We start from the raw sequence: 24,933 nt of genomic DNA on the forward strand, positions 1-24,933 counted from the left end.
TTTTGTTTTGCGCGGTCGGAAAATTTGGGCGGTCGAATTTCAAGCATCTTCAATGCTAACGTCCTGCCTTTCTATGCAATGGCCTAATGCATGGCTATCATGCGTGCCTCATTGTGAGGCGAGACCTGCATGCTGACGTTGTTGAAACTTCTAAAAGATGGCCGATTCCACTCCGGGGAGGCGCTCGGTGCTGCCTTGGGTGTCAGTCGCAGTGCTGTATGGAAGCAGCTTCAGCATCTCGAGGCGGAATTGGGTCTACCTATCCATAAAGTGCGCGGCAGGGGGTATCAGTTGGCTGCGCCCCTGATACTGTTAAGTGCCGATGAAATAGCTCGGCATGTACCTGTTCCCGCATGGCCTGTTCATATCTCTGACTCCATTGACTCTACCAATGCCGAGGCATTGCGGCTGATTGAATCGGGTCGCACTGCGCCATTTCTTGTGCTTTCAGAACAGCAAACTGCAGGCAGGGGAAGGCGCGGACGAAAGTGGGTCAGTCCTTTCGCTCAAAACGTCTACTACAGCCTTGTGATGCGGATCGAAGGCGGCATGCGTCAGTTGGAAGGGCTAAGCCTGGTGGTCGGACTTGCAGTTATGCAGGCGCTGCGCGACGCGGGTGTTCGTGGTGCAGGGTTGAAGTGGCCAAATGACGTTTTGGTCGGGCAAAAAAAAATCGCCGGAATTCTCCTGGAACTGGTCGGGGATCCCGCTGACGTCTGTCACGTCGTTATTGGTATCGGCATCAACGTGAACATGCAGAAGGCGGATGAGGTCGATCAGCAATGGAGCTCCGTACAGTTGGAGAGCGGCAGTGCTGTTGATCGCAACTACCTGGTAGCGCGTCTTGGAGTGCAGCTGCAGGCTTATCTTGAGCGTCACCAGGCATCTGGCTTTTCGGCAATTCAGGGTGAGTGGGAGCAAAGCCATTTATGGCAGGGCCGGCCTGTATCGCTCATCGCGGGCGTGAACCGGATTGACGGCGTGGTGCTGGGGGTCGATGGGCAAGGTGCATTGCGGTTGAGCGTGGATGGTGTTGAGAAAGTATATAGCGGTGGTGAGCTAAGCCTGAGGTTGCGTGATGATTCTTGAGCTCGACTGTGGGAATAGCTTTATCAAATGGCGGGTACTTGAGTCGGATAAGGCTCGTATCTTTGCCGAAGGTGTCGTTGGGTCGGATGCCTCGCTGATCGACAGCCTGTTCGCGCTCACGGGGCTCGCGTTAAAACACTGCCGGCTGGTGAGTGTTCGCGCTTCGGATGAGACAAGTCAACTGGTCGCTACCCTGGTCGAGGCATTTGGCGTCAAGGTGCTGTGTGCTGCTTCGGCGAGGCAGATGGGTGGGGTGCGGAACGGGTACGAAGATTTCGAGCGCCTGGGACTGGATCGTTGGCTCGCGATGCTGGGTGGGTTTCAGCTGGCGTCGGGCGCGTGCCTGGTGCTCGATTTTGGCACCGCCGCAACAGCAGACTTCATTTCCGCAGACGGTGAGCATCTCGGCGGTTTCATTTGTCCGGGGATGCCGCTGATGCGTAATCAGCTTCGAACACATACCCGCAAAATACGCTATGACGATATCGCCGCTGAACGGGCTCTTGAGGCGCTGTCTCCAGGGCGCACAACTGTGGAGGCGGTAGAGCGCGGCTGTACGCTGATGCTGAGGGGCTTTGTGTTGACCCAGCTGGAGTTGGCTCGAAGCTATTGGGGGAGCGATTTTACCGTCTTCCTTACCGGTGGGGACGCTGAGCTCGTGGCTGACGCTGTGCCTCACGGTAGGCTTGTCCCTGATCTGGTTTTTGTTGGCTTGGCGATGGCGTGCCCTTTGTCCTGAGGTTTTTATGCGTTGGCTGTTTCTGCTTTTGCTGGTCCTCAATGTCTTCTATTACATCTGGCATCAGCAGGAGGCCCCTCTGCGCGCTAAAGATGTCACGCCTTTGGCTCTCTATCGTGGTTCTCAGCAAGATATCCGCCTGTTGAGCGAATCGGCTGATGCGATGGTTCGGCGAGACAGGGCAAAAGCGCCTGATGCGCAGGCGACGTGCTTGTATATCGGCGGTTTGCCTGATCAGAAAGAGGCTCAGTCCGTTGAGCAGCGCCTCACCAGCCTGGATATCAAGGTCAGGCTGCAGTCTCTGAACCTGCCTGATGCGTCGGGATACTGGCTGCGAGTGGCCCCTGAAAGCAGGCGTCTGGCCGATGATCTGCCCTTTGAAAACCTTGCTAATGAATTCAATGAGTTAAAACATAAAATAATGCCGTGCGAAGGCATTGCAACCTTCGAATAGTTTGCATAGAATGGCGCCCGCTTCGCAGTGAAGACCTTCTAGGTCGACAGGGTGAAGTGAAGGTCAACGCAGCTAACCTCATATTTTTTAATGAGAAAATGCTTGACAGAAGGCTGGCATGATGTAGAATGCCGGCTCGCTTAGGAGGGGTTCCCGAGCGGCCAAAGGGATCAGACTGTAAATCTGACGTCTACGACTTCGAAGGTTCGAATCCTTCCCCCTCCACCATTTTAGCGTGAGCTGCAAGCTCCGCGGGTATAGTTTAGTGGTAGAACCTCAGCCTTCCAAGCTGATGATGCGGGTTCGATTCCCGCTACCCGCTCCAAGTTTGCAGGTTGTGCAAGTTGTTTCGCTCTTGTAGCTCAGTTGGTAGAGCACACCCTTGGTAAGGGTGAGGTCAGCGGTTCAAATCCGCTCAAGAGCTCCATATAACAAGGCAGATATGAAAATATCTGCCTTTGTTTTAACAGCTGCCTCCGGTTGAATGTGCCCTCTCTTGCTGTTTTGTTTGGGTAGGTTTCAGGTCTGCAGGGGTTTGTTGTTGTAAAGTCTTTTTCAGATCGGCATAATTGTCGGCCTGATTTTGTTTTAGGTCAGTAGCTCAATTGGCAGAGCGACGGTCTCCAAAACCGTAGGTTGGGGGTTCGATTCCCTCCTGACCTGCCAGATTCACTTGGTGTGTCTGGCTTTCTTTTCACAGGATCTTCATAGATGACTCCTAAGGCTGAAGCTCAAGGCTCTCGCTTCGATCTGCTCAAGTGGCTTGTAGTAGTCGCTGTTGTGGTTGTAGGCGTTGTTGGTAACCAGTACTACTCTGGGTCGCCAATCCTGTACCGTGTCCTCGCATTGCTCGCCCTTGCTGCTGTTGCTGCCTTTGTTGGCCTGCAGACTGCAAAAGGCAAGTCGTTTGCGGTCCTGGTGAAGGAAGCTCGTACCGAGATCCGTAAAGTCGTTTGGCCGACTCGCCAAGAAACCACGCAGACCACGTTGATCGTGGTGGCTGTTGTTCTGGTTATGGCGTTGCTGTTGTGGGGGCTTGATTCCCTGCTCGGCTGGCTTGTTTCCTTGATTGTTGGCTAAGGGTGTCCCGTGGCTAAGCGTTGGTACGTTGTGCATGCTTACTCGGGTTACGAGAAGCATGTCATGCGCTCTTTGCTAGAGCGCGTAAAGCTGGCAGGCATGGAAGATGGCTTCGGCGAAATTCTGGTTCCCACTGAAGAAGTGGTTGAAATGCGTAATGGCCAGAAACGCAAAAGCGAACGTAAGTTCTTCCCTGGCTACGTGCTGGTTCAAATGGACATGAATGAGGGTACTTGGCACTTGGTCAAGGACACTCCTCGCGTCATGGGTTTCATCGGCGGTACCGCTGATAAGCCTGCTCCGATCACTGACAAAGAAGCAGAAGCAATTCTGCGTCGCGTTGCTGATGGTAGCGACAAGCCCAAGCCGAAGACGTTGTTCGAGCCGGGTGAGGTTGTTCGTGTCACAGATGGTCCGTTCGCTGATTTTAACGGCACCGTCGAAGAAGTTAACTACGAAAAGAGCCGGATCCAAGTGGCAGTGCTCATTTTCGGTCGCTCTACTCCGGTAGAGCTAGAGTTCAGCCAGGTCGAAAAAGTCTAGCTGAGCAAGCATCCCAACCCCGCAGCCTTAGGCTGTGGGGTTTTGTCGTCACTGGGATAAACGCGCAAGTAACCGGGGAGCCTTTCGAGGCGTTCGAACCCGTAATTGGAGTGCCTCATGGCCAAGAAGATTACCGCTTACATCAAGCTGCAAGTGAAGGCCGCTCAGGCCAACCCAAGCCCACCTGTTGGTCCAGCTCTGGGTCAGCACGGCGTGAACATCATGGAATTCTGCAAGGCCTTCAACGCCCGTACTCAGGGTATTGAGCCAGGTCTGCCGACTCCAGTGATCATCACTGTATACAGCGACCGTAGCTTCACCTTCGAAACCAAGTCGACCCCGGCTTCGGTTCTGTTGAAGAAAGCTGCTGGTCTGACTAGCGGTTCCGCTCGTCCTAACACCGTTAAGGTTGGCACCGTGACCCGTGCTCAGCTGGAAGAAATCGCGAAAACCAAAAACGCGGATCTGACTGCAGCTGATATGGATGCAGCCGTGCGTACCATCGCCGGTTCTGCTCGTAGCATGGGCCTTAACGTGGAGGGTGTGTAATGGCTAAGCTGACCAAGCGCCAAAAGGCTATCGCCGGCAAAATCGAAGCGGGCAAGTCCTACAATTTTGTAGACGCTGCTGCTCTGCTGACCGAGCTGTCGACTGTCAAGTTCAGCGAGTCTGTTGACGTTGCTGTAAACCTGGGCGTTGACCCACGTAAATCCGACCAGGTCGTTCGTAGCGCTACTGTGCTGCCACACGGTACTGGCAAGACCGTACGTGTAGCTGTCTTCACCCAAGGCCCAGCAGCTGAAGCTGCTCTGGCCGCCGGCGCCGATCGCGTTGGCATGGACGACCTGGCTGCCGAAATGAAAGGCGGCGACCTGAACTATGACGTCGTAATTGCTTCCCCGGATGCAATGCGCGTTGTAGGTCAGCTGGGTCAGATCCTTGGTCCACGTGGTCTGATGCCTAACCCTAAAGTCGGCACCGTGACTCCAGACGTAGCTACCGCGGTTAAAAACGCCAAGGCTGGTCAGGTTCGTTATCGCACCGACAAAAACGGCATCATTCACACCTCCGTTGGCAAAGTCGGCTTTGATGCCGTCAAGCTGAAGGAAAACGTTGAAGCCCTGATCGCTGATCTGAAGCGTATCAAGCCAGCTTCCTCGAAAGGTATCTACGTCAAGCGCGTTACCCTGAGCACCACTATGGGCCCAGGTCTGGTCATCGACCAAGGCTCGCTGGACGTATAAGACACAAATTGGCGCAAGTAATTGCGCCAATTGAAAGATTGGGGTCCCTGCCTGGCGGGGGCTATCCAAGACCGTAGGCGACGCAAGTCTTAAACCACAAGCCTACGCAGATGGTGCTCCCGGTTCCTTACCGAATCAGACACCAAAACGACATCCGGCCCAGGCCAGATGAAACGGTAACAAGCAGGAGTTAAACCCGTGGCAATTAATCTCGAAGACAAGAAGGCCATCGTCGCTGAAGTCAACGAGGCTGCCAAAGCTGCTCTGTCCGCTGTCGTGGCTGATGCCCGTGGTGTGACAGTAAGCGCTATGACCGGACTCCGTAAAGAGGCTCGTGAAGCTGGCGTATACGTACGTGTTGTACGTAACACCCTGCTCAAGCGCGCTGTTGCTGACACTGAATACAGTGTCCTCAACGACGTGTTCACTGGCCCGACCCTGATTGCGTTCTCCAAGGAACATCCTGGCGCTGCTGCCCGTTTGTTCAAGGAATTCGCCAAGGGTCAGGATAAGTTCGAGATCAAGGCAGCTGCGTTCGAGGGCAAGTTCCTCGCAGCTAACCAAATCGACGTACTGGCAACACTGCCGACCCGTAACGAAGCTATTTCTCAGCTGATGAGCGTGATTCAAGGCGCTACCAGCAAGTTGGCTCGTACTCTGGCCGCAGTTCGCGAGCAAAAAGAAGCTGCCGCAGCCTAAGGCTGAGCATCTCCTCTCGCGTATTTTTGTTTATTTCGATGGCCGCGTAGGCCGTCCCCCAATTCAGGAATTACAGCAATGTCTATCTCCCAAGACGATATCCTCAACGCCGTAGCTGAAATGTCGGTTCTGCAGGTTGTTGAGCTGATCAAAGCTTTCGAAGAAAAATTCGGTGTTTCCGCTGCCGCTGCTTCGGCTGGCCCAGCTGTTGCCGCTGTTGCTGCTGAAGAGCAAACCGAATTCAACGTCATGCTGCTGGAAGCTGGCGAGAAGAAAGTAAACGTGATCAAGGCAGTACGTGAACTGACCGGTCTGGGCCTGAAAGAAGCCAAGGCAGTAGTTGACGGCGCCCCTGCCCAGGTTCTGGAAGCAGTGTCGAAAGACGCAGCTGACAAAGCTAAAGCAGTGCTGGAAGAAGCAGGCGCTAAAGTCGAGCTGAAGTAAGCATCGACCTTGCGTCTCCAGCCCAAGCGTTAAGCTGAAGGCTGATGGCTGGTGGCTCTTGCCACCGGCCTTTTTCCGTTATTGGCAATCGACTCGGTCGTCGCCTATAACGCGCTGTAACCACCCGATGCGGTGGCGCAAACCATGGGGTTTGCAAGATTTTCTGGCTGCTCCCGTCGGGAGGGGCCAAACAAGCAGGTGACCAAGCTGGGGAACGCTGATGGCTTACTCATATACTGAGAAAAAACGTATCCGCAAGGACTTTAGCAAGTTGCCGGACGTCATGGATGTCCCGTACCTTCTGGCTATCCAGCTGGATTCGTATCGTGAATTCTTGCAGGCGGGAGCGACCAAAGATCAGTTCCGCGACGTGGGCCTGCATGCGGCCTTCAAATCCGTTTTCCCGATCATCAGCTACTCCGGCAATGCTGCGCTGGAGTACGTCGGTTATCGCCTGGGCGAACCGGCATTTGATGTCAAAGAATGCGTGTTGCGCGGTGTTACGTACGCCGTACCTTTGCGGGTAAAAGTCCGTCTGATCATCTTCGACAAAGAGTCGTCGAACAAAGCGATCAAGGACATCAAAGAGCAAGAAGTCTACATGGGTGAAATCCCCCTGATGACTGAGAACGGTACCTTCGTTATCAACGGTACCGAGCGCGTTATCGTTTCCCAGCTGCACCGTTCCCCGGGCGTGTTCTTTGACCACGACCGCGGCAAGACGCACAGCTCCGGCAAGCTCCTGTACTCCGCGCGGATCATTCCGTACCGCGGTTCGTGGTTGGACTTCGAGTTCGACCCGAAAGACTGCGTGTTCGTGCGTATCGACCGTCGTCGCAAGCTGCCGGCCTCGGTACTGCTGCGCGCGCTCGGCTATACCACTGAGCAAGTGCTGGACGCTTTCTACACCACTAACGTGTTCCACCTGAGCGGCGAAACCCTCAGCCTGGAACTGGTGCCTCAGCGCCTGCGTGGTGAGATTGCCGTTCTGGACATCCAGGACGAAAAAGGCAAGGTCATCGTTGAAGCCGGCCGCCGTATTACCGCGCGCCACATCAACCAGATCGAAAAAGCCGGTATCAAGACGCTGGAAGTGCCTCTGGACTACGTCCTGGGTCGCACCACCGCCAAGGTCATCGTGCACCCGGCCACCGGCGAAATCCTGGCTGAATGCAACACCGAGCTGAACACCGAGATCCTGGCGAAAATCGCCAAGTCCCAGGTTGTTCGCATCGAGACCCTGTACACCAATGACATCGACTGCGGCCCGTTCGTCTCCGACACCCTGAAGATCGACTCCACCAGCAACCAATTGGAAGCGCTGGTCGAGATCTATCGCATGATGCGTCCTGGCGAGCCACCAACCAAAGACGCTGCCGAGACCCTGTTCAACAACCTGTTCTTCAGCCCTGAGCGCTATGACCTGTCTGCGGTCGGCCGGATGAAGTTCAACCGTCGTATCGGTCGTACCGAGATCGAAGGTTCGGGCGTGCTGTGCAAGGAAGACATCGTCGCGGTACTGAAGACCCTGGTCGACATCCGTAACGGCAAAGGCATCGTCGATGACATCGACCACCTGGGTAACCGTCGTGTTCGCTGCGTAGGCGAAATGGCCGAGAACCAGTTCCGCGTTGGCCTGGTACGTGTTGAGCGTGCGGTCAAAGAGCGTCTGTCGATGGCCGAAAGCGAAGGCCTGATGCCGCAAGACCTGATCAACGCCAAGCCAGTGGCTGCGGCGGTGAAAGAGTTCTTCGGTTCCAGCCAGCTCTCGCAGTTCATGGACCAGAACAACCCGCTCTCCGAGATCACCCACAAGCGCCGTGTTTCCGCACTGGGCCCGGGCGGTCTGACTCGTGAGCGTGCAGGCTTTGAAGTCCGTGACGTACACCCGACTCACTACGGTCGTGTATGCCCGATTGAAACGCCGGAAGGTCCGAACATCGGCCTGATCAACTCCCTGGCTGCCTATGCGCGCACCAACCAGTACGGCTTCCTCGAGAGCCCGTACCGCGTGGTGAAAGACGCACTGGTCACCGACGAGATCGTGTTCCTGTCCGCCATCGAAGAAGCTGATCACGTGATCGCTCAGGCTTCGGCCACGATGAACGACAAGAAAATGCTGATCGACGAGCTGGTAGCTGTTCGTCACTTGAACGAGTTCACCGTCAAGGCGCCGGAAGACGTCACCTTGATGGACGTATCGCCGAAGCAGGTAGTTTCGGTTGCAGCGTCGCTGATCCCGTTCCTGGAGCACGATGACGCCAACCGTGCGTTGATGGGTTCCAACATGCAGCGTCAAGCTGTACCGACCCTGCGCGCTGACAAGCCGCTGGTAGGTACCGGCATGGAGCGTAACGTAGCCCGTGACTCCGGCGTTTGCGTCGTGGCTCGTCGTGGCGGCGTGATCGACTCCGTTGATGCCAGCCGTATCGTGGTTCGTGTTGCCGATGACGAAGTTGAAACTGGCGAAGCCGGTGTCGACATCTACAACCTGACCAAATACACCCGCTCCAACCAGAACACCTGCATCAACCAGCGTCCGCTGGTCAGCAAGGGTGATCGGGTTCAGCGCAGCGACATCATGGCAGACGGTCCGTCCACCGATATGGGTGAGCTGGCACTGGGTCAGAACATGCGCATCGCGTTCATGGCCTGGAACGGTTACAACTTCGAAGACTCCATCTGCCTGTCCGAGCGTGTGGTTCAGGAAGATCGCTTCACCACGATCCACATTCAGGAACTGACCTGTGTGGCGCGTGACACCAAGCTTGGGCCAGAGGAAATCACTGCAGACATCCCGAACGTGGGTGAAGCTGCACTGAACAAGCTGGACGAAGCCGGTATCGTTTACGTAGGTGCTGAAGTTGGCGCAGGCGACATTCTGGTAGGTAAGGTCACTCCGAAAGGCGAGACCCAACTGACTCCGGAAGAGAAGCTGTTGCGTGCCATCTTCGGTGAAAAAGCCAGCGACGTTAAAGACACTTCCCTGCGTGTACCTACCGGTACCAAGGGCACTGTCATCGACGTACAGGTCTTCACCCGTGACGGCGTTGAGCGTGATGCTCGTGCGCTGTCCATCGAGAAGACCCAACTCGACGAGATCCGCAAGGATCTGAACGAAGAGTTCCGTATCGTTGAAGGCGCGACCTTCGAACGTCTGCGTTCCGCCCTGGTAGGCCACAAGGCTGAAGGCGGCGCAGGTCTGAAGAAAGGTCAGGACATCACCGACGAAGTACTCGACGGTCTTGAGCACGGGCAGTGGTTCAAACTGCGCATGGCTGAAGATGCTCTGAACGAGCAGCTCGAGAAGGCCCAGGCCTACATCGTCGATCGTCGCCGTCTGCTGGACGACAAGTTCGAAGACAAGAAGCGCAAACTGCAGCAGGGCGATGACCTGGCTCCAGGCGTGCTGAAAATCGTCAAGGTTTACCTGGCAATCCGTCGCCGCATCCAGCCGGGCGACAAGATGGCCGGTCGTCACGGTAACAAAGGTGTGGTCTCCGTGATCATGCCGGTTGAAGACATGCCGCACGATGCCAATGGCACCCCGGTAGACGTCGTCCTCAACCCGTTGGGCGTACCTTCGCGTATGAACGTTGGTCAGATCCTTGAAACCCACCTGGGCCTCGCGGCCAAAGGTCTGGGCGAGAAGATCAACCGTATGATCGAAGAGCAGCGCAAGGTCGCAGACCTGCGTAAGTTCCTGCACGAGATCTACAACGAGATCGGCGGTCGCAACGAAGAACTGGACACCTTCTCCGACCAGGAAATCCTGGATCTGGCGAAGAACCTGCGCGGCGGCGTTCCAATGGCTACCCCGGTGTTCGACGGTGCCAAGGAAAGCGAAATCAAGGCCATGCTGAAACTGGCAGACCTGCCAGAAAGCGGCCAGATGCAGCTGTTCGACGGCCGTACCGGCAACAAGTTTGAGCGCCCGGTTACTGTTGGCTACATGTACATGCTGAAGCTGAACCACTTGGTAGACGACAAGATGCACGCTCGTTCTACCGGTTCGTACAGCCTGGTTACCCAGCAGCCGCTGGGTGGTAAGGCTCAGTTCGGTGGTCAGCGTTTCGGGGAGATGGAGGTCTGGGCACTGGAAGCATACGGTGCTGCTTACACTCTGCAAGAAATGCTCACAGTGAAGTCGGACGATGTGAACGGTCGGACCAAGATGTACAAAAACATCGTGGACGGCGATCACCGTATGGAGCCGGGCATGCCCGAGTCTTTCAACGTGTTGATCAAAGAAATTCGTTCCCTCGGCATCGATATCGATCTGGAAACCGAATAACACGTGACGCGAATCGAGAGCGGGGTTGTTTAGCCCGCTCTCTGCTCCGCCAGGAGGAAAGGCCTTGAAAGACCTACTGAATTTGCTGAAAAACCAGGGTCAAGTCGAAGAGTTCGACGCCATCCGTATTGGGTTGGCATCGCCTGAGATGATCCGTTCGTGGTCGTTCGGTGAAGTTAAAAAGCCGGAAACCATCAACTACCGTACGTTCAAACCAGAGCGTGACGGCCTGTTCTGCGCCAAGATCTTTGGCCCGGTAAAGGATTACGAGTGCCTGTGCGGTAAGTACAAGCGCTTGAAGCACCGTGGTGTGATCTGCGAGAAGTGCGGCGTTGAAGTTGCACTGGCCAAGGTTCGTCGTGAGCGCATGGCGCACATCGAGCTGGCTTCGCCGGTTGCCCACATCTGGTTCCTGAAATCACTGCCGTCCCGTATCGGCTTGCTGATGGACATGACCCTGCGTGATATCGAGCGCGTTCTCTACTTCGAGAGCTATGTCGTTATCGATCCAGGCATGACCACCCTTGAAAAGGGTCAGCTGCTGAACGACGAGCAGTATTTCGAAGCGCTGGAAGAGTTCGGCGACGATTTCGATGCCCGCATGGGTGCCGAAGCTGTCCGCGAACTGCTGCACGCTATCGACCTGGAACACGAGATTGGCCGTCTGCGTGAAGAAATTCCGCAAACCAACTCCGAAACCAAGATCAAGAAACTGTCCAAGCGTCTGAAGTTGATGGAAGCCTTCCAGGGTTCCGGCAACTTGCCAGAGTGGATGGTGCTGACCGTTCTGCCGGTTCTGCCGCCAGACCTGCGTCCGCTGGTACCGTTGGATGGTGGTCGCTTCGCGACTTCCGACCTCAACGACCTGTACCGTCGCGTGATCAACCGTAACAACCGCTTGAAGCGTCTGCTCGACCTGTCCGCTCCGGACATCATCGTGCGCAACGAAAAGCGTATGTTGCAGGAAGCTGTCGATGCCCTGCTCGACAACGGTCGTCGTGGCCGCGCTATCACCGGTTCGAACAAGCGTCCTCTGAAATCCCTGGCTGACATGATCAAGGGTAAGCAAGGTCGTTTCCGTCAGAACTTGCTCGGTAAGCGTGTTGACTACTCCGGTCGTTCGGTAATTACCGTAGGCCCGACCCTGCGTCTGCACCAGTGCGGTCTGCCGAAGAAGATGGCTCTCGAGCTGTTCAAGCCGTTCATTTTCGGCAAGCTGGAAATGCGTGGTCTCGCGACCACCATCAAAGCTGCCAAGAAAATGGTCGAGCGCGAGCTGCCAGAGGTTTGGGACGTTCTCGCTGAAGTGATCCGTGAACACCCGGTTCTCCTCAACCGTGCACCGACCCTTCACCGTCTGGGTATCCAGGCGTTTGAGCCAGTACTGATCGAAGGTAAGGCTATCCAGCTGCACCCGCTGGTCTGTGCTGCGTACAACGCCGACTTCGACGGCGACCAAATGGCCGTGCACGTACCGCTGACGCTGGAAGCCCAGCTGGAAGCGCGTGCGTTGATGATGTCGACCAACAACATTCTGTCGCCAGCCAACGGTGAGCCAATCATCGTTCCGTCGCAGGACGTTGTATTGGGTCTGTACTACATGACTCGTGAAGCGATCAACGCCAAGGGCGAAGGTCGTGTGTTCGCGGATCTGCAGGAAGTTGACCGTGTGTTCCGTGCCGGCGAAGCCGCACTGCACGCCAAGGTTAAAGTCCGCATCCACGAAACCATCAACGATCGTGACGGTGGCAGCGTCAAGAACACCCGTATCGTCGACACCACTGTCGGCCGTGCGCTGCTGTTCCAGGTTGTTCCACCTGGCCTGTCGTACGACGTGGTCAACCAGCCAATGAAGAAAAAGGCGATCTCCAAGCTGATCAACCAGTGCTACCGCGTGGTTGGTTTGAAAGAGACCGTTATCTTCGCTGACCAGTTGATGTACACCGGTTTTGCTTATTCGACCATTTCCGGCGTTTCCATCGGTGTTAACGACTTCGTTATCCCGGACGAGAAAGCCGCCATCATCGGTGCTGCCACCGATGAAGTGAAAGAGATCGAAAGCCAGTACGCCTCCGGCCTGGTAACCCAGGGCGAGAAGTACAACAAAGTGATCGACCTTTGGTCCAAGGCCAACGACGAAGTGTCGAAGGCGATGATGTCGAACCTCTCGAAAGAGCGTGTTATCGACCGTCATGGCGTGGAAGTCGATCAAGAGTCGTTCAACTCGATGTACATGATGGCCGACTCGGGCGCACGGGGTTCTGCTGCGCAGATCCGTCAGCTCGCCGGTATGCGTGGCCTGATGGCCAAGCCGGACGGTTCCATCATCGAAACGCCGATTACTGCGAACTTCCGTGAAGGTTTGAGCGTACTTCAGTACTTCATCTCGACTCACGGTGCTCGTAAAGGTCTGGCGGATACCGCGTTGAAAACCGCTAACTCCGGTTACCTGACTCGTCGTCTGGTAGACGTTGCGCAAGACTTGGTTGTGACTGAAGTTGACTGCGGCACCGAACACGGTCTGCTGATGACTCCGCACATCGAAGGCGGCGACGTTGTAGAACCGTTGGGTGAGCGCGTACTGGGTCGAGTAATCGCCCGTGACGTATTCAAGCCAGGTACCGAGGAAGTCATCGTTCCTGCCGGCACCCTGGTAGACGAGAAGTGGGTCGAGTTCATCGAACTCAACAGCATCGACGAAGTGATTGTTCGCTCGCCGATCAGCTGCGAAACCCGCTACGGCATTTGCGCCAAGTGCTACGGCCGTGACTTGGCTCGTGGTCACCAGGTGAACATCGGTGAAGCGGTCGGCGTTATCGCTGCCCAGTCCATCGGTGAGCCAGGTACCCAGCTGACCATGCGTACGTTCCACATCGGTGGTGCGGCAAGCCGGACCTCCGCAGCCGACAGCGTTCAGGTGAAGAATGGCGGTACCGTCCGTCTGCACAACCTGAAGCACGTTGAGCGAGTGGATGGCCACCTGGTTGCTGTGTCCCGTTCCGGTGAGCTGGCAATCGCTGATGACTACGGTCGTGAGCGTGAGCGTTACAAGCTGCCGTACGGTGCTGTGATTTCGGTTAAAGAAGGTGACAAGGTCGACGCTGGCGCAATCGTGGCCAAGTGGGATCCGCACACTCACCCAATCGTTACCGAAATGAAAGGTACCGTGACCTACGTGGGCATGGAAGAAGGCATCACGATCAAGCGTCAGACTGACGAATTGACCGGTATGACCAACATTGAAGTACTCGACGCCAAAGACCGTCCAGCTGCAGGCAAAGATATCCGTCCTGCCGTGAAGATGGTTGATGACAACGGCAAGGATCTGTTGCTGCCAGGCACTGACGTTATCGCTCAGTACTTCCTGCCAGCCAACGCCCTGGTCGGTGTTGCGGATGGTGCGAAGATCGCGATCGGTGATGTTATCGCTCGTATCCCGCAAGAAACTTCGAAGACCCGTGACATCACCGGTGGTCTGCCGCGTGTTGCCGACTTGTTCGAAGCTCGTCGTCCGAAAGAAGCGTCGATTCTGGCTGAAGTCAGCGGCACCATCGCGTTCGGTAAAGAGACCAAGGGCAAGCGCCGCCTGGTTATCACCCCGAACGACGGTAGCGATCCGTACGAAGAGCTGATTCCGAAGTGGCGTCACCTGAACGTTTTCGAAGGCGAACAGGTAAACCGCGGCGAAGTTATCTCCGACGGCCCGAGCGATCCACACGACATCCTGCGTCTGCTGGGTGTGAGTGCGCTGGCCAAGTACATCGTTAACGAGATCCAGGACGTTTACCGTCTGCAAGGCGTGAAGATCAACGATAAGCACATCGAGACCATCCTGCGTCAGATGCTGCGTAAAGTTGAAATCGCTGAATCCGGCGATTCGAGTTTCATCAAGGGCGACCAGATGGAACTGACTCACGTACTGGTAGAGAACGAGCGCCTGGCGAACGACGAGAAATTCGTTTCCAAGTTCACTCGTGTGTTGCTGGGTATCACCAAGGCGTCGTTGTCCACTGAGTCGTTCATCTCGGCGGCCTCCTTCCAGGAGACTACTCGCGTACTGACCGAAGCAGCGGTAACCGGCAAGCGCGATTACCTGCGCGGCCTGAAAGAAAACGTGGTTGTGGGTCGTCTGATCCCGGCCGGTACCGGTTTGGCCTACCACAGCGAGCGTAAGCGTCGCCGTGAACTCGACAAGCCGTTGCGCGTAAGCGCCAGTGAAGTGGAAGCTGCACTGACCGAAGCGCTGAACTCAAGCGGTAACTGAGTTCTGCGGTAAATAAGACCGGGCCCTGGCAGCCCCGTTCGTCGGATCGAGACAGATTTGTCCCGGTTCGATGGAAGGGGAGGTCGGGGCCTTGCCTTGACTGGGGACAAGATCCTCTTTAGACTCTTGTACCCCTAAATTTGGCGGGAATTCGTTCCTGCCATTTTGCTTTTCTTGCAAGACAATAGCGTCGCAAGACAACAGTGGAGCTAGTAGATGGCAACTATCAACCAGCTGGTACGTCAGCCGCGTAAGCGTATCGTCGAGAAATCCGACGTGCCTGCGCTGCAGAACTGCCCGCAACGTCGTGGCGTATGCACTCGCGTGTATACCACTACGCCGAAAAAACCTAACTCGGCACTGCGTAAAGTATGCCGTGTGCGCCTGACCAACGGTTTCGAGGTTTCCTCGTACATCGGCGGTGAAGGTCACAACCTGCAAGAGCACAGCGTGGTACTGATCCGCGGCGGTCGTGTAAAAGACTTGCCAGGTGTTCGTTACCACACCGTACGCGGCTCCTTGGATACTTCCGGCGTTAAAGGTCGTAACCAGGGTCGTTCGAAGTACGGTACCAAGAAGCCTAAGTAGTAGCGGCTTTTTGTAAAACTGAATCATCTTATTTTCTGAGTCGATAAGAGTAAGGTCGGAGGCGTCCCGAAAGGGCACCGATTCCGAGCGAACCTGAAGACCGTTTGAGGGCTTATCCATGCCAAGAAGACGCGTAGCAGCCAAGCGCGAAGTGCTTGACGATCCAAAATACGGAAGCCAAATCCTGGCCAAGTTCATGAACCACGTAATGGAAAGCGGCAAGAAAGCCGTTGCCGAGCGTATCGTTTATGGCGCGCTGGAAAAGGTTAAAGAACGCAAGAACAGCGACCCCCTGGAAATCTTCGAGAAAGCTCTCGACGCCATCGCTCCGCTGGTCGAAGTGAAGTCGCGCCGTGTAGGCGGTGCTACTTACCAGGTTCCGGTTGAAGTTCGCCCGTCCCGTCGTAACGCTTTGGCAATGCGCTGGTTGGTAGACTTCGCCCGTAAGCGCGGCGAGAAGTCTATGGCCCTGCGTTTGGCTGGCGAACTGTTGGACGCTGCTGAAGGTAAAGGTGCTGCTGTTAAGAAGCGTGAAGACGTGCACCGTATGGCTGAAGCCAACAAAGCTTTCTCGCACTACCGCTTCTAATTCTAGCTTCACTAATTTTGCGAGGGCTTTATGGCTCGTACTACTCCGATTAGCCGCTACCGTAACATCGGTATCGTTGCTCACGTGGATGCTGGTAAAACCACCACCACCGAGCGCGTACTGTTTTACACCGGCAAAAGTCACAAAATGGGCGAGGTGCATGACGGCGCCGCGACCACAGACTGGATGGTTCAGGAGCAGGAGCGTGGTATTACCATTACTTCTGCTGCTATTACCGCCTTCTGGAAAGGTTCCGAGAAGCAGTACAAGGACGAGCACCGCTTCAACGTAATCGATACCCCGGGCCACGTAGACTTCACCATTGAAGTTGAGCGTTCCCTGCGTGTACTCGACGGCGCTGTCGTTGTGTTCTGCGGTACTTCGGGTGTTGAGCCTCAGTCGGAAACCGTATGGCGTCAGGCCAACAAGTACGGCGTTCCACGTCTTGTTTACGTAAACAAGATGGACCGTGCTGGTGCCAACTTCCTGCGCGTGATCGGTCAGATCAAACAGCGTCTGGGTCACACTCCGGTGCCAATCCAGTTGGCTATCGGTTCCGAAGACAACTTCCAGGGTCAGATCGATCTGATCAACATGGAAGCTGTTTACTGGAATGACGCTGACAAAGGCATGGTTCCTGTTCGTAAGCCTATCCCTGCAGAACTGCAGGAGCTGGCTGACGAGTGGCGTAACAACATGGTTGAGGCTGCTGCCGAAGCCAGCGAAGAGCTGATGAACAAGTACCTCGAAGGTGAAGAACTCACCAACGTGGAAATCAAGGCCGCTCTGCGTCAGCGTACTATCGCTGGTGAGATCGTTCTGGCTGTTTGCGGTTCTTCCTTCAAGAACAAGGGTGTTCCCCTGGTTCTCGACGCCGTTATCGACTACCTGCCTGCTCCAACCGACATTCCTGCTATCAAGGGTACCAACCCTGATAACGAGGAAGAAGAGATGGAGCGTCACGCCGATGACAGCGAGCCGTTCTCGGCTCTGGCGTTCAAGATCGCTACTGACCCATTCGTGGGTACTTTGACCTTCGTCCGCGTTTACTCGGGCGTGTTGGCCTCCGGCGACGGCGTGATCAACTCGGTTAAAGGCAAGAAAGAGCGTGTGGGTCGTATGGTGCAAATGCACGCAAACGCCCGTGAAGAGATCAAGGAAGTACGCGCTGGTGACATCGCGGCCCTGATCGGCATGAAGGACGTCACCACTGGTGAGACCTTGTGCGACGCTGCCAAGCCAATCATCCTGGTTCGCATGGACTTCCCGGAGCCGGTTATTTCGGTTGCCGTTGAGCCTAAGACCAAGGATGACCAGGAAAAAATGGGTATCGCTCTGGGCAAGCTTGCTCAGGAAGATCCATCTTTCCGCGTCAAGACTGATGAAGAGACTGGTCAAACGATCATCTCCGGCATGGGCGAGCTTCACCTGGACATCCTGGTTGACCGGATGCGCCGTGAGTTCAACGTCGAAGCCAACATCGGTAAGCCTCAGGTTTCCTATCGTGAGCGCATCACGAAGAACTGCGAAATCGAAGGCAAATTCGTTCGTCAGTCCGGCGGTCGTGGCCAGTTCGGCCATTGCTGGATCCGTTTTGCTCCTGCTGATGAAGGTCAGGAAGGTCTGCAATTCGTGAACGAAGTAGTGGGCGGTGTTGTTCCTAAGGAATACATCCCGGCTATCCAGAAGGGTATCGAAGAGCAGATGAAGAACGGTGTTGTTGCCGGCTATCCGCTCATCGGCCTGAAGGCGACCGTTTTTGACGGTTCTTACCACGACGTCGACTCCAACGAGATGGCGTTTAAGGTGGCTGCTTCCATGGCTACCAAGCAACTGGCCCAGAAGGGCGGTGGTGAGTTGCTTGAGCCAATCATGGCAGTAGAAGTCGTTACGCCTGAAGACTACATGGGTGACGTGATGGGCGACCTTAACCGTCGTCGCGGCATGATCTTGGGTATGGAAGATACGGTTTCCGGCAAAGTGATTCGTGCCGAGGTTCCGTTGGGCGAGATGTTCGGTTATGCGACCGACGTTCGTTCCATGTCTCAGGGTCGCGCAAGCTACTCTATGGAATTCAAAAAATACAACACAGCTCCGGCGCACATCGCTGAAACTGTATCCAAAAAACAAGGCTGATTCAGTCCTTTAGGCAAGGAGTTAATTGTCGTGGCTAAAGAAAAATTTGATCGTTCCCTACCGCACGTAAACGTTGGCACTATCGGCCACGTTGACCACGGTAAAACCACTCTGACCGCTGCTCTGACTCGCGTCTGCTCCGAAGTTTTCGGTTCGGCTCGTGTTGACTTCGACAAGATCGACAGCGCACCAGAAGAAAAAGCTCGTGGTATCACCATCAACACCGCGCACGTTGAATACAACTCGCTGATCCGTCACTACGCTCACGTTGACTGCCCAGGTCACGCTGACTATGTGAAGAACATGATCACCGGTGCTGCCCAGATGGACGGCGCGATCCTGGTTTGCTCGGCCGCTGATGGTCCGATGCCACAAACCCGTGAGCACATCCTGCTGTCCCGTCAGGTAGGCGTTCCGTACATCGTGGTTTTCCTGAACAAGGCTGACCTGGTAGACGACGCTGAGCTGCTGGAACTGGTTGAGATGGAAGTGCGCGATCTGCTGAGCACTTACGACTTCCCAGGCGACGACACTCCGATCATCATCGGTTCTGCTCGTATGGCTCTGGACGGTCTTGACGACAACGAAATGGGCACCACTGCCGTTCGTAAACTGGTTGAGACTCTGGACAGCTACATCCCAGATCCAGTTCGTGTTATCGACAAGCCGTTCCTGATGCCAATCGAAGACGTATTCTCGATCTCCGGTCGTGGTACTGTTGTGACTGGTCGTATCGAGCGCGGTATCGTTAAGGTTCAAGATCCACTGGAAATCGTTGGTCTGCGTGACACTACCGTCACCACCTGCACCGGTGTTGAAATGTTCCGTAAACTGCTCGACGAAGGTCGTGCAGGCGAGAACTGCGGCGTTCTGCTGCGTGGTACCAAGCGTGACGACGTTGAGCGTGGCCAGGTTCTGGTCAAGCCAGGTTCGGTTAAGCCGCACACTACCTTCGAAGCTGAAGTGTACGTGTTGAGCAAAGAAGAAGGCGGTCGTCACACTCCGTTCTTCAAAGGCTACCGTCCACAGTTCTACTTCCGGACCACTGACGTGACCGGTAACTGCGAACTGCCGGAAGGCGTTGAAATGGTAATGCCAGGCGACAACATCAAAATGGTTGTCACCCTGATCAAAACCATCGCAATGGAAGATGGTCTGCGTTTCGCTATCCGTGAAGGCGGTCGTACCGTCGGCGCTGGCGTCGTAGCCAAAATCATCGCTTAATAAGTGATGACTTGAAAAAGCCCCCGCTCAGCGGGGGCTTTTTTATTGAGTTGACACCCATATGGGGCGTCTATAGAATTGCGCCTCCTTTTAACGGGCGTGTTGCGCTCGCTGGGAATAGCAGCCGGAGTCTGAAATCCAATGGCAAATCAGCAAATTCGTATCAGGTTGAAGGCTTTTGACCACAAACTGATCGACCAATCCACCCAGGAAATCGTGGAAACCGCGAAACGTACTGGTGCTCAAGTGCGTGGTCCAATTCCACTGCCTACCCGTAAAGAGCGGTTCACCGTTCTGGTCTCCCCGCACGTCAACAAAGACGCGCGTGACCAGTACGAGATCCGTACTCATAAGCGCGTGCTGGACATCGTCCTGCCAACGGATAAAACCGTTGATGCACTTATGAAGCTTGATCTGGCGGCCGGTGTGGAAGTACAGATCAGCCTCGGCTAAGACTTGGGTCTTAGTCGTGTAACGCTCTGAAATGGGCGGCCATAGCGGGTGAAAGCCCCGTACACTCATGAGGTTTACAACATGACTATTGGTGTAGTCGGTCGTAAATGCGGTATGACCCGTATTTTCACCGAAGAAGGTGTCTCCATTCCGGTCACGGTCATTGAGATCGAACCGAATCGCGTCACCCAGTTTAAAACTGAAGAAACCGATGGCTATCGTGCAGTGCAAGTCACTGTCGGCGAGCGTCGTGCTTCGCGTGTGACTGCTGCTCAAGCAGGTCACTTCGCTAAAGCAAACGTTGCAGCTGGTCGTACTGTCATGGAGTTCCGTCTTGAAGACGGCGACTACCAGGCTGGCGATCTGATCAACGCTGAAATCTTCGCCGCTGGTCAACTGGTTGATGTAACCGGTCAGTCCAAGGGTAAAGGCTTCCAGGGTACGATCAAGCGTTGGAATTTCCGTGGCCAAGACAACACTCACGGTAACTCCGTTTCCCACCGCGTCCCGGGCTCTATTGGCCAGTGCCAGACTCCTGGTCGTGTATTCAAGGGCAAAAAAATGTCCGGTCATATGGGCGCTGAGCGCGTGACCGTGCAGTCCCTCGAAGTAGTGCGCGTCGACGCTGAACGCAATCTGTTGTTGGTCAAGGGTGCTGTTCCTGGCGCTACTGGCGGCAACCTGGTTGTACGTCCAGCGGCCAAGGCTCGCGGTTAAGGGGAAGCTGACATGCAATTAAACGTAAATGACGCTCAAGCGATCGAAGTTTCCGAACTGACATTTGGCGGCGAATTCAACGAGACGCTGGTTCACCAAGCAGTCGTGGCCTACATGGCCGGCGGCCGTCAAGGTAGCAAGCAGCAAAAGACCCGTTCCGACGTTCGTGGTGGCGGTAAGCGCCCTTGGCGTCAGAAAGGTACTGGCCGCGCTCGTGCCGGTACTATCCGTAGCCCAATCTGGCGTGGCGGCGGTACCACTTTCGCAGCACGTCCACAGGATCACACCCAGAAGCTCAACAAGAAGATGTATCGCGCAGCACTGCGCTCCATCCTTGCTGAACTCGTGCGTACTGATCGTCTGGTCGTGGTTCAGGACTTCGCTGTTGAAGCGCCGAAAACCAAAGATCTGCTGAACAAGCTGAACGGCATGGGCCTGACTGACGTCCTGATCGTGTCTGAAGCTGTTGATCAGAACCTGTACCTGGCTGCTCGCAACCTGCCACACGTTGATGTACGTGACGTGCAAGGTTCCGATCCAGTTAGTCTGATCGCATACGACAAGGTGTTGATCACCGTGTCGGCCGTGAAGAAATTCGAGGAGCTGCTGGGATGAACCAGGAACGCGTATTTAAAGTTCTGCTTGGCCCGCACGTTTCCGAAAAGGCTACGGTTCTGGCTGACAAGAAAGGCCAGTTCGTTTTCAAGGTTGCAACTGACGCAACCAAGCTGGAAATCAAGAAGGCCGTCGAAAGCCTGTTCAGCGTGAAAGTAGAGCGTGTTACTACCCTGAATGTTCTGGGTAAGAGCAAGCGCACTGCTCGCGGTCTGGGCAAGCGTAATGACTGGAAGAAGGCAGTTATCTCCCTTCAGCCAGGCCAAGATCTCGATTTCAGCAGCAGTGCTGAGTAAGGAAGGGGTGCATCATGGCAATCGTTAAATGCAAACCGACTTCCCCTGGCCGCCGTTTTGTGGTCAAGGTGGTCAACCAGGAGCTGCATAAAGGCGCTCCTCACGCACCGCTGCTCGAGAAGAAATCGAAGACTGGTGGTCGTAACAACAATGGTCGTATTACCACTCGTCACATCGGTGGTGGCCATAAGCAGCATTATCGTCTGGTCGACTTCCGTCGCAACGACAAAGATGGCATCGCTGCCACTGTCGAGCGTATCGAATACGATCCAAACCGTACTGCTCACATCGCTCTGCTGCTGTACGCAGATGGCGAGCGTCGCTACATCATCGCCCCTAAAGGCGTGAGTGCTGGTGACCAGCTGATCGCAGGTGCTTTGGCACCGATCAAGCCGGGCAACGCTCTGCAACTGCGCAACATTCCAGTTGGTAGCACCGTACACGGCATCGAATTGAAGCCGGGTAAAGGCGCGCAAATCGCTCGTTCCGCTGGTGCTTCGGCTCAGCTGATCGCTCGTGAAGGTGTCTACGTGACCCTGCGTCTGCGCTCTGGTGAAATGCGTAAAGTATTGGCTGAATGCCGTGCGACCCTGGGCGAAGTCTCGAACTCCGAGCACAGCCTGCGTTCGCTGGGTAAAGCTGGTGCCAAACGCTGGCGTGGCGTTCGCCCAACCGTTCGTGGTGTTGCCATGAACCCGGTTGACCACCCACACGGTGGTGGTGAAGGTCGTACCTCTGGTGGTCGTCATCCGGTATCGCCATGGGGCTTCCCGACTAAGGGCGCGAAGACTCGTGGTAATAAGCGTACCGACAAAATGATCGTCCGTCGTCGCAAGTAAATAGAGGGATACGACAGTGCCACGTTCTCTGAAAAAAGGTCCTTTTATTGATCTTCACCTACTGAAGAAGATCGAAGTGGCGGCGGAAAAGAACGATCGCAAACCGGTGAAAACCTGGTCGCGTCGTTCGATGATCCTGCCACAAATGGTCGGTCTGACCATTGCAGTGCATAACGGTCGTCAACATGTTCCAGTTCTCGTGAACGAAGACATGGTCGGCCACAAACTAGGCGAGTTTGCCGGTACCCGCACATATCGTGGGCACGTGGCAGACAAGAAAGCCAAGCGTTAAGGGGTAAGGAACGATGGAAGTAGCCGCTAAGTTGTCGGGCGCTCGAATCTCCGCCCAGAAAGCCCGCTTGGTCGCCGACCAGATCCGCGGGAAGAAGGTGGGCGAAGCGCTCAACCTGTTGGCTTTCAGCAGTAAGAAAGCCGCCGAGATCATCAAGAAAGTGCTGGAGTCGGCCGTAGCCAACGCCGAGCACAACGAAGGCGCAGACGTTGATGACCTGAAGGTCAGCACCGTTTTCGTCAACGAAGGGCGTTCGCTGAAGCGCATCATGCCTCGTGCCAAAGGCCGAGCTGATCGCATCGTCAAGCGGTCTTGCCATATCACTGTCAAGGTTGCTGACAAGTAACGGAGTCGAAGAGATGGGTCAGAAAGTACATCCCATTGGCATTCGCCTGGGAATCGTCAAGGAGCACACCTCCGTCTGGTACGCAGACGGTCGGACTTATGCGGACTACTTGTTCGCTGATCTGAAGGTGCGTGAGTATCTCCAAGACAAACTAAAAAGCGCGTCCGTGAGCCGTATCGATATCCATCGTCCTGCTCAAACTGCACGTATCACCATCCACACCGCTCGTCCAGGTATCGTTATCGGGAAGAAAGGTGAAGATGTTGAGAAACTGCGTCAGGACCTGACCAAGCAAATGGGTGTGCCTGTGCACATCAATATCGAAGAGATCCGCAAGCCGGAGCTCGACGGTATGCTGGTTGCGCAGAGCGTAGCTCAGCAGCTGGAGCGTCGCGTTATGTTCCGTCGCGCTATGAAGCGCGCAGTACAGAACGCCATGCGCATTGGTGCCAAAGGCATCAAAATCCAAGTGAGCGGTCGTCTCGGCGGTGCTGAAATCGCACGTACTGAATGGTATCGCGAAGGTCGTGTGCCACTGCACACCCTGCGTGCCGACATCGACTATGCCAACTACGAAGCTCACACCACCTACGGTGTGATCGGTGTAAAGGTTTGGATCTTCAAAGGCGAAGTAATTGGTGGTCGCCAAGAAGAACTGAAACCACAAGCACCAGCGCCTCGTAAAAAAGCTGCTAAGTAAGGGGTACGCCAAATGTTGCAACCAAAGCGTACGAAGTTCCGCAAGCAGATGACAGGCCACAACCGTGGTCTGGCTCAGCGCGGTAGCAAAGTCAGCTTCGGCGAATATGCGCTGAAGTCTGTAGCTCGTGGTCGTCTCACCGCTCGTCAGATCGAGTCAGCGCGTCGTGCACTGACCCGTCACGTTAAACGTGGCGGCAAGATCTGGATCCGTGTATTCCCGGACAAGCCTATCTCCAAAAAGCCCCTCGAAGTTCGGATGGGTAAAGGTAAGGGTAACGTGGAATATTGGGTTGCCCAGATTCAGCCAGGCAAAGTCCTGTATGAAATCGAGGGTGTTACTGAAGAGCTGGCGCGTGAGGCTTTCGCCCTGGCTGCTGCAAAGCTGCCGCTCGCCACCTCCTTTGTTAAACGGACGGTGATGTGATGAAAGCGAATGAACTTCGTGAAAAATCCGCACAGCAGCTGAACGAGCAACTGCTCGGCCTGCTGCGCGACCAGTTCAATCTGCGTATGCAGAAAGCAACTGGCCAGTTGGGGCAGTCTCATCTGCTCTCGCAAGTTAAGCGTGACATTGCTCGCGTGAAGACTGTGCTCAACCAGCAGGCAGGTAAGTGATCATGGCTGAAGCCGAAAAGACTGTCCGTACGCTGACTGGCCGTGTTGTCAGCGACAAGATGGACAAAACCATCACCGTTTTGATCGAGCGTCGCGTTAAGCACCCGATCTACGGTAAATACGTTAAGCGTTCGACTAAGCTGCACGCGCACGACGAAACCAACCAGTGCCACATCGGCGACAAAGTCACTATTCGTGAAACTCGTCCGTTGGCCAAGACCAAGTCTTGGGCCCTGGTTGATGTTCTCGAACGCGCTGTGGAAGTCTAAGGACTAGGGGTCGGAGAAATTATATGATTCAGACTCAATCCATGCTCGATGTGGCCGATAACAGCGGCGCACGCCGCGTTATGTGCATCAAGGTGCTGGGTGGCTCCCATCGTCGTTACGCTGGTATCGGTGACATCATCAAAGTTACCGTGAAGGAAGCAATTCCTCGCGGTAAAGTGAAAAAAGGCCAAGTGATGACTGCTGTTGTAGTCCGCACTCGTCACGGCGTACGCCGTGCAGATGGCTCCATTATCCGCTTTGATGGCAACGCTGCTGTTCTTCTGAACAACAAGCAAGAGCCGATCGGCACCCGTATCTTTGGGCCAGTGACCCGTGAACTTCGTACTGAGAAGTTCATGAAGATCGTCTCGCTCGCCCCAGAAGTGCTGTAAGGAGATCCGA

Annotated in this window: 27 protein-coding genes and 4 tRNA genes; all 31 read left to right on the plus strand. The window is 55.3% G+C overall.

The genetic code is table 11. The annotated features are described in order from the left end of the window. Nucleotides 1–129 precede the first annotated feature (129 nt). The 31 genes from birA to rplN all read left to right on the plus strand — a co-directional run bounded on the left by birA (nt 130) and on the right by rplN (nt 24,923). Nucleotides 130–1,089 carry a bifunctional biotin--[acetyl-CoA-carboxylase] ligase/biotin operon repressor BirA gene (birA, locus tag HX824_RS26680; RefSeq protein WP_177055545.1) on the plus strand — a complete coding sequence of 320 codons (960 nt, stop codon included), beginning with the start codon at nt 130–132 and terminating at the stop codon, nt 1,087–1,089. Then, nucleotides 1,079–1,828 (plus strand): pantothenate kinase, encoded by a 750-nt coding sequence (locus HX824_RS26685; protein WP_003210103.1) that lies wholly within the window; start codon nt 1,079–1,081, stop codon nt 1,826–1,828. Before birA ends, HX824_RS26685 begins: the two co-directional genes overlap by 11 nt. Nucleotides 1,829–1,835: 7 nt before the next feature. Next, entirely contained in the window at nt 1,836–2,282 is a 447-nt protein-coding gene (locus HX824_RS26690) for a hypothetical protein (protein ID WP_087692334.1), read from the plus strand. 143 nt (nt 2,283–2,425) lie between these two features. Then, nucleotides 2,426–2,510 (plus strand) — tRNA-Tyr (locus HX824_RS26695). Nucleotides 2,511–2,533: 23 nt separating this feature from the next. Continuing rightward, nucleotides 2,534–2,607, plus strand: a tRNA-Gly gene (locus HX824_RS26700). Between the two features lie 26 nt (nt 2,608–2,633). Next, nucleotides 2,634–2,709, plus strand: a tRNA-Thr gene (locus HX824_RS26705). 163 nt (nt 2,710–2,872) lie between these two features. Then, nucleotides 2,873–2,948, plus strand: a tRNA-Trp gene (locus HX824_RS26710). A 45-nt stretch (nt 2,949–2,993) separates the two neighbouring features. Next, nucleotides 2,994–3,362, plus strand: coding sequence for a preprotein translocase subunit SecE (gene secE, locus HX824_RS26715; protein ID WP_003210099.1), 369 nt, complete (start codon nt 2,994–2,996; stop codon nt 3,360–3,362). 9 nt (nt 3,363–3,371) lie between these two features. Further along, nucleotides 3,372–3,905, plus strand: coding sequence for a transcription termination/antitermination protein NusG (nusG, locus tag HX824_RS26720; RefSeq protein WP_003176436.1), 534 nt, complete (start codon nt 3,372–3,374; stop codon nt 3,903–3,905). Nucleotides 3,906–4,022: 117 nt separating this feature from the next. Next, complete coding sequence (rplK, locus tag HX824_RS26725; RefSeq protein ID WP_003210097.1) at nt 4,023–4,454, plus strand: 50S ribosomal protein L11; 432 nt, start codon at nt 4,023–4,025, stop codon at nt 4,452–4,454. Continuing rightward, nucleotides 4,454–5,149 (plus strand): 50S ribosomal protein L1, encoded by a 696-nt coding sequence (rplA, locus tag HX824_RS26730; RefSeq protein WP_003176434.1) that lies wholly within the window; start codon nt 4,454–4,456, stop codon nt 5,147–5,149. Before rplK ends, rplA begins: the two co-directional genes overlap by 1 nt. A 198-nt stretch (nt 5,150–5,347) precedes the next feature. Next, nucleotides 5,348–5,848, plus strand: coding sequence for a 50S ribosomal protein L10 (gene rplJ / locus HX824_RS26735; protein WP_003210095.1), 501 nt, complete (start codon nt 5,348–5,350; stop codon nt 5,846–5,848). A 78-nt stretch (nt 5,849–5,926) separates the two neighbouring features. Beyond that, nucleotides 5,927–6,292: a 50S ribosomal protein L7/L12 gene (rplL, locus tag HX824_RS26740; RefSeq protein ID WP_003210093.1), complete on the plus strand. Its 366-nt coding sequence runs from the start codon at nt 5,927–5,929 to the stop codon at nt 6,290–6,292. A 220-nt stretch (nt 6,293–6,512) separates the two neighbouring features. Further along, the gene (gene rpoB, locus HX824_RS26745; protein ID WP_017476319.1) at nt 6,513–10,586 is read left to right on the plus strand and encodes a DNA-directed RNA polymerase subunit beta; all 4,074 of its coding nucleotides are present in this window, start codon (nt 6,513–6,515) and stop codon (nt 10,584–10,586) included. 64 nt (nt 10,587–10,650) lie between these two features. Next, nucleotides 10,651–14,850, plus strand: a complete 4,200-nt coding sequence (gene rpoC, locus HX824_RS26750) for a DNA-directed RNA polymerase subunit beta' (RefSeq protein ID WP_003210090.1) — start codon at nt 10,651–10,653, stop codon at nt 14,848–14,850. Nucleotides 14,851–15,066: 216 nt separating this feature from the next. Next, complete coding sequence (gene rpsL / locus HX824_RS26755) at nt 15,067–15,438, plus strand: 30S ribosomal protein S12 (protein ID WP_002555494.1); 372 nt, start codon at nt 15,067–15,069, stop codon at nt 15,436–15,438. Nucleotides 15,439–15,556: 118 nt separating this feature from the next. Beyond that, entirely contained in the window at nt 15,557–16,027 is a 471-nt protein-coding gene (gene rpsG, locus HX824_RS26760; RefSeq protein ID WP_002555493.1) for a 30S ribosomal protein S7, read from the plus strand. Between the two features lie 30 nt (nt 16,028–16,057). Beyond that, a complete protein-coding gene (gene fusA, locus HX824_RS26765; protein ID WP_003210087.1) occupies nt 16,058–18,163 on the plus strand; it encodes an elongation factor G in 2,106 nt (701 codons plus the stop codon). Between the two features lie 30 nt (nt 18,164–18,193). Next, entirely contained in the window at nt 18,194–19,387 is a 1,194-nt protein-coding gene (gene tuf, locus HX824_RS26770) for an elongation factor Tu (RefSeq protein ID WP_003210085.1), read from the plus strand. A gap of 141 nt (nt 19,388–19,528) precedes the next feature. Then, nucleotides 19,529–19,840 (plus strand): 30S ribosomal protein S10, encoded by a 312-nt coding sequence (gene rpsJ, locus HX824_RS26775; RefSeq protein WP_003210084.1) that lies wholly within the window; start codon nt 19,529–19,531, stop codon nt 19,838–19,840. Between the two features lie 81 nt (nt 19,841–19,921). Next, the gene (rplC, locus tag HX824_RS26780) at nt 19,922–20,557 is read left to right on the plus strand and encodes a 50S ribosomal protein L3 (RefSeq protein ID WP_003194649.1); all 636 of its coding nucleotides are present in this window, start codon (nt 19,922–19,924) and stop codon (nt 20,555–20,557) included. Nucleotides 20,558–20,569: 12 nt separating this feature from the next. Next, complete coding sequence (gene rplD / locus HX824_RS26785) at nt 20,570–21,172, plus strand: 50S ribosomal protein L4 (protein ID WP_003210082.1); 603 nt, start codon at nt 20,570–20,572, stop codon at nt 21,170–21,172. Continuing rightward, on the plus strand, nt 21,169–21,468 hold the full coding sequence (gene rplW / locus HX824_RS26790) for a 50S ribosomal protein L23 (RefSeq protein ID WP_002555488.1): 300 nt from the start codon (nt 21,169–21,171) through the stop codon (nt 21,466–21,468). The genes rplD and rplW overlap by 4 nt, the downstream gene beginning before the upstream one ends. Nucleotides 21,469–21,482: 14 nt before the next feature. Continuing rightward, a complete protein-coding gene (gene rplB / locus HX824_RS26795; protein WP_003210080.1) occupies nt 21,483–22,307 on the plus strand; it encodes a 50S ribosomal protein L2 in 825 nt (274 codons plus the stop codon). 16 nt (nt 22,308–22,323) lie between these two features. Beyond that, complete coding sequence (rpsS, locus tag HX824_RS26800; RefSeq protein ID WP_002555486.1) at nt 22,324–22,599, plus strand: 30S ribosomal protein S19; 276 nt, start codon at nt 22,324–22,326, stop codon at nt 22,597–22,599. 13 nt (nt 22,600–22,612) lie between these two features. Beyond that, nucleotides 22,613–22,945: a 50S ribosomal protein L22 gene (rplV, locus tag HX824_RS26805; protein WP_003210077.1), complete on the plus strand. Its 333-nt coding sequence runs from the start codon at nt 22,613–22,615 to the stop codon at nt 22,943–22,945. Nucleotides 22,946–22,958: 13 nt separating this feature from the next. Next, nucleotides 22,959–23,645: a 30S ribosomal protein S3 gene (gene rpsC, locus HX824_RS26810; RefSeq protein ID WP_003176422.1), complete on the plus strand. Its 687-nt coding sequence runs from the start codon at nt 22,959–22,961 to the stop codon at nt 23,643–23,645. Nucleotides 23,646–23,657: 12 nt separating this feature from the next. Continuing rightward, nucleotides 23,658–24,071, plus strand: coding sequence for a 50S ribosomal protein L16 (gene rplP, locus HX824_RS26815; protein ID WP_003210075.1), 414 nt, complete (start codon nt 23,658–23,660; stop codon nt 24,069–24,071). Next, nucleotides 24,071–24,262 (plus strand): 50S ribosomal protein L29, encoded by a 192-nt coding sequence (rpmC, locus tag HX824_RS26820; RefSeq protein ID WP_002555481.1) that lies wholly within the window; start codon nt 24,071–24,073, stop codon nt 24,260–24,262. Before rplP ends, rpmC begins: the two co-directional genes overlap by 1 nt. 2 nt (nt 24,263–24,264) lie before the next feature. Next, nucleotides 24,265–24,531, plus strand: a complete 267-nt coding sequence (gene rpsQ, locus HX824_RS26825) for a 30S ribosomal protein S17 (RefSeq protein WP_003176419.1) — start codon at nt 24,265–24,267, stop codon at nt 24,529–24,531. 23 nt (nt 24,532–24,554) lie between these two features. Next, entirely contained in the window at nt 24,555–24,923 is a 369-nt protein-coding gene (rplN, locus tag HX824_RS26830) for a 50S ribosomal protein L14 (RefSeq protein WP_002555479.1), read from the plus strand. Nucleotides 24,924–24,933 lie beyond the last annotated feature (10 nt).

Origin of the sequence: Pseudomonas sp. D4002 (genome assembly GCF_013385665.1) — a bacterium.
In the GTDB taxonomy this organism is placed as follows: domain Bacteria; phylum Pseudomonadota; class Gammaproteobacteria; order Pseudomonadales; family Pseudomonadaceae; genus Aquipseudomonas.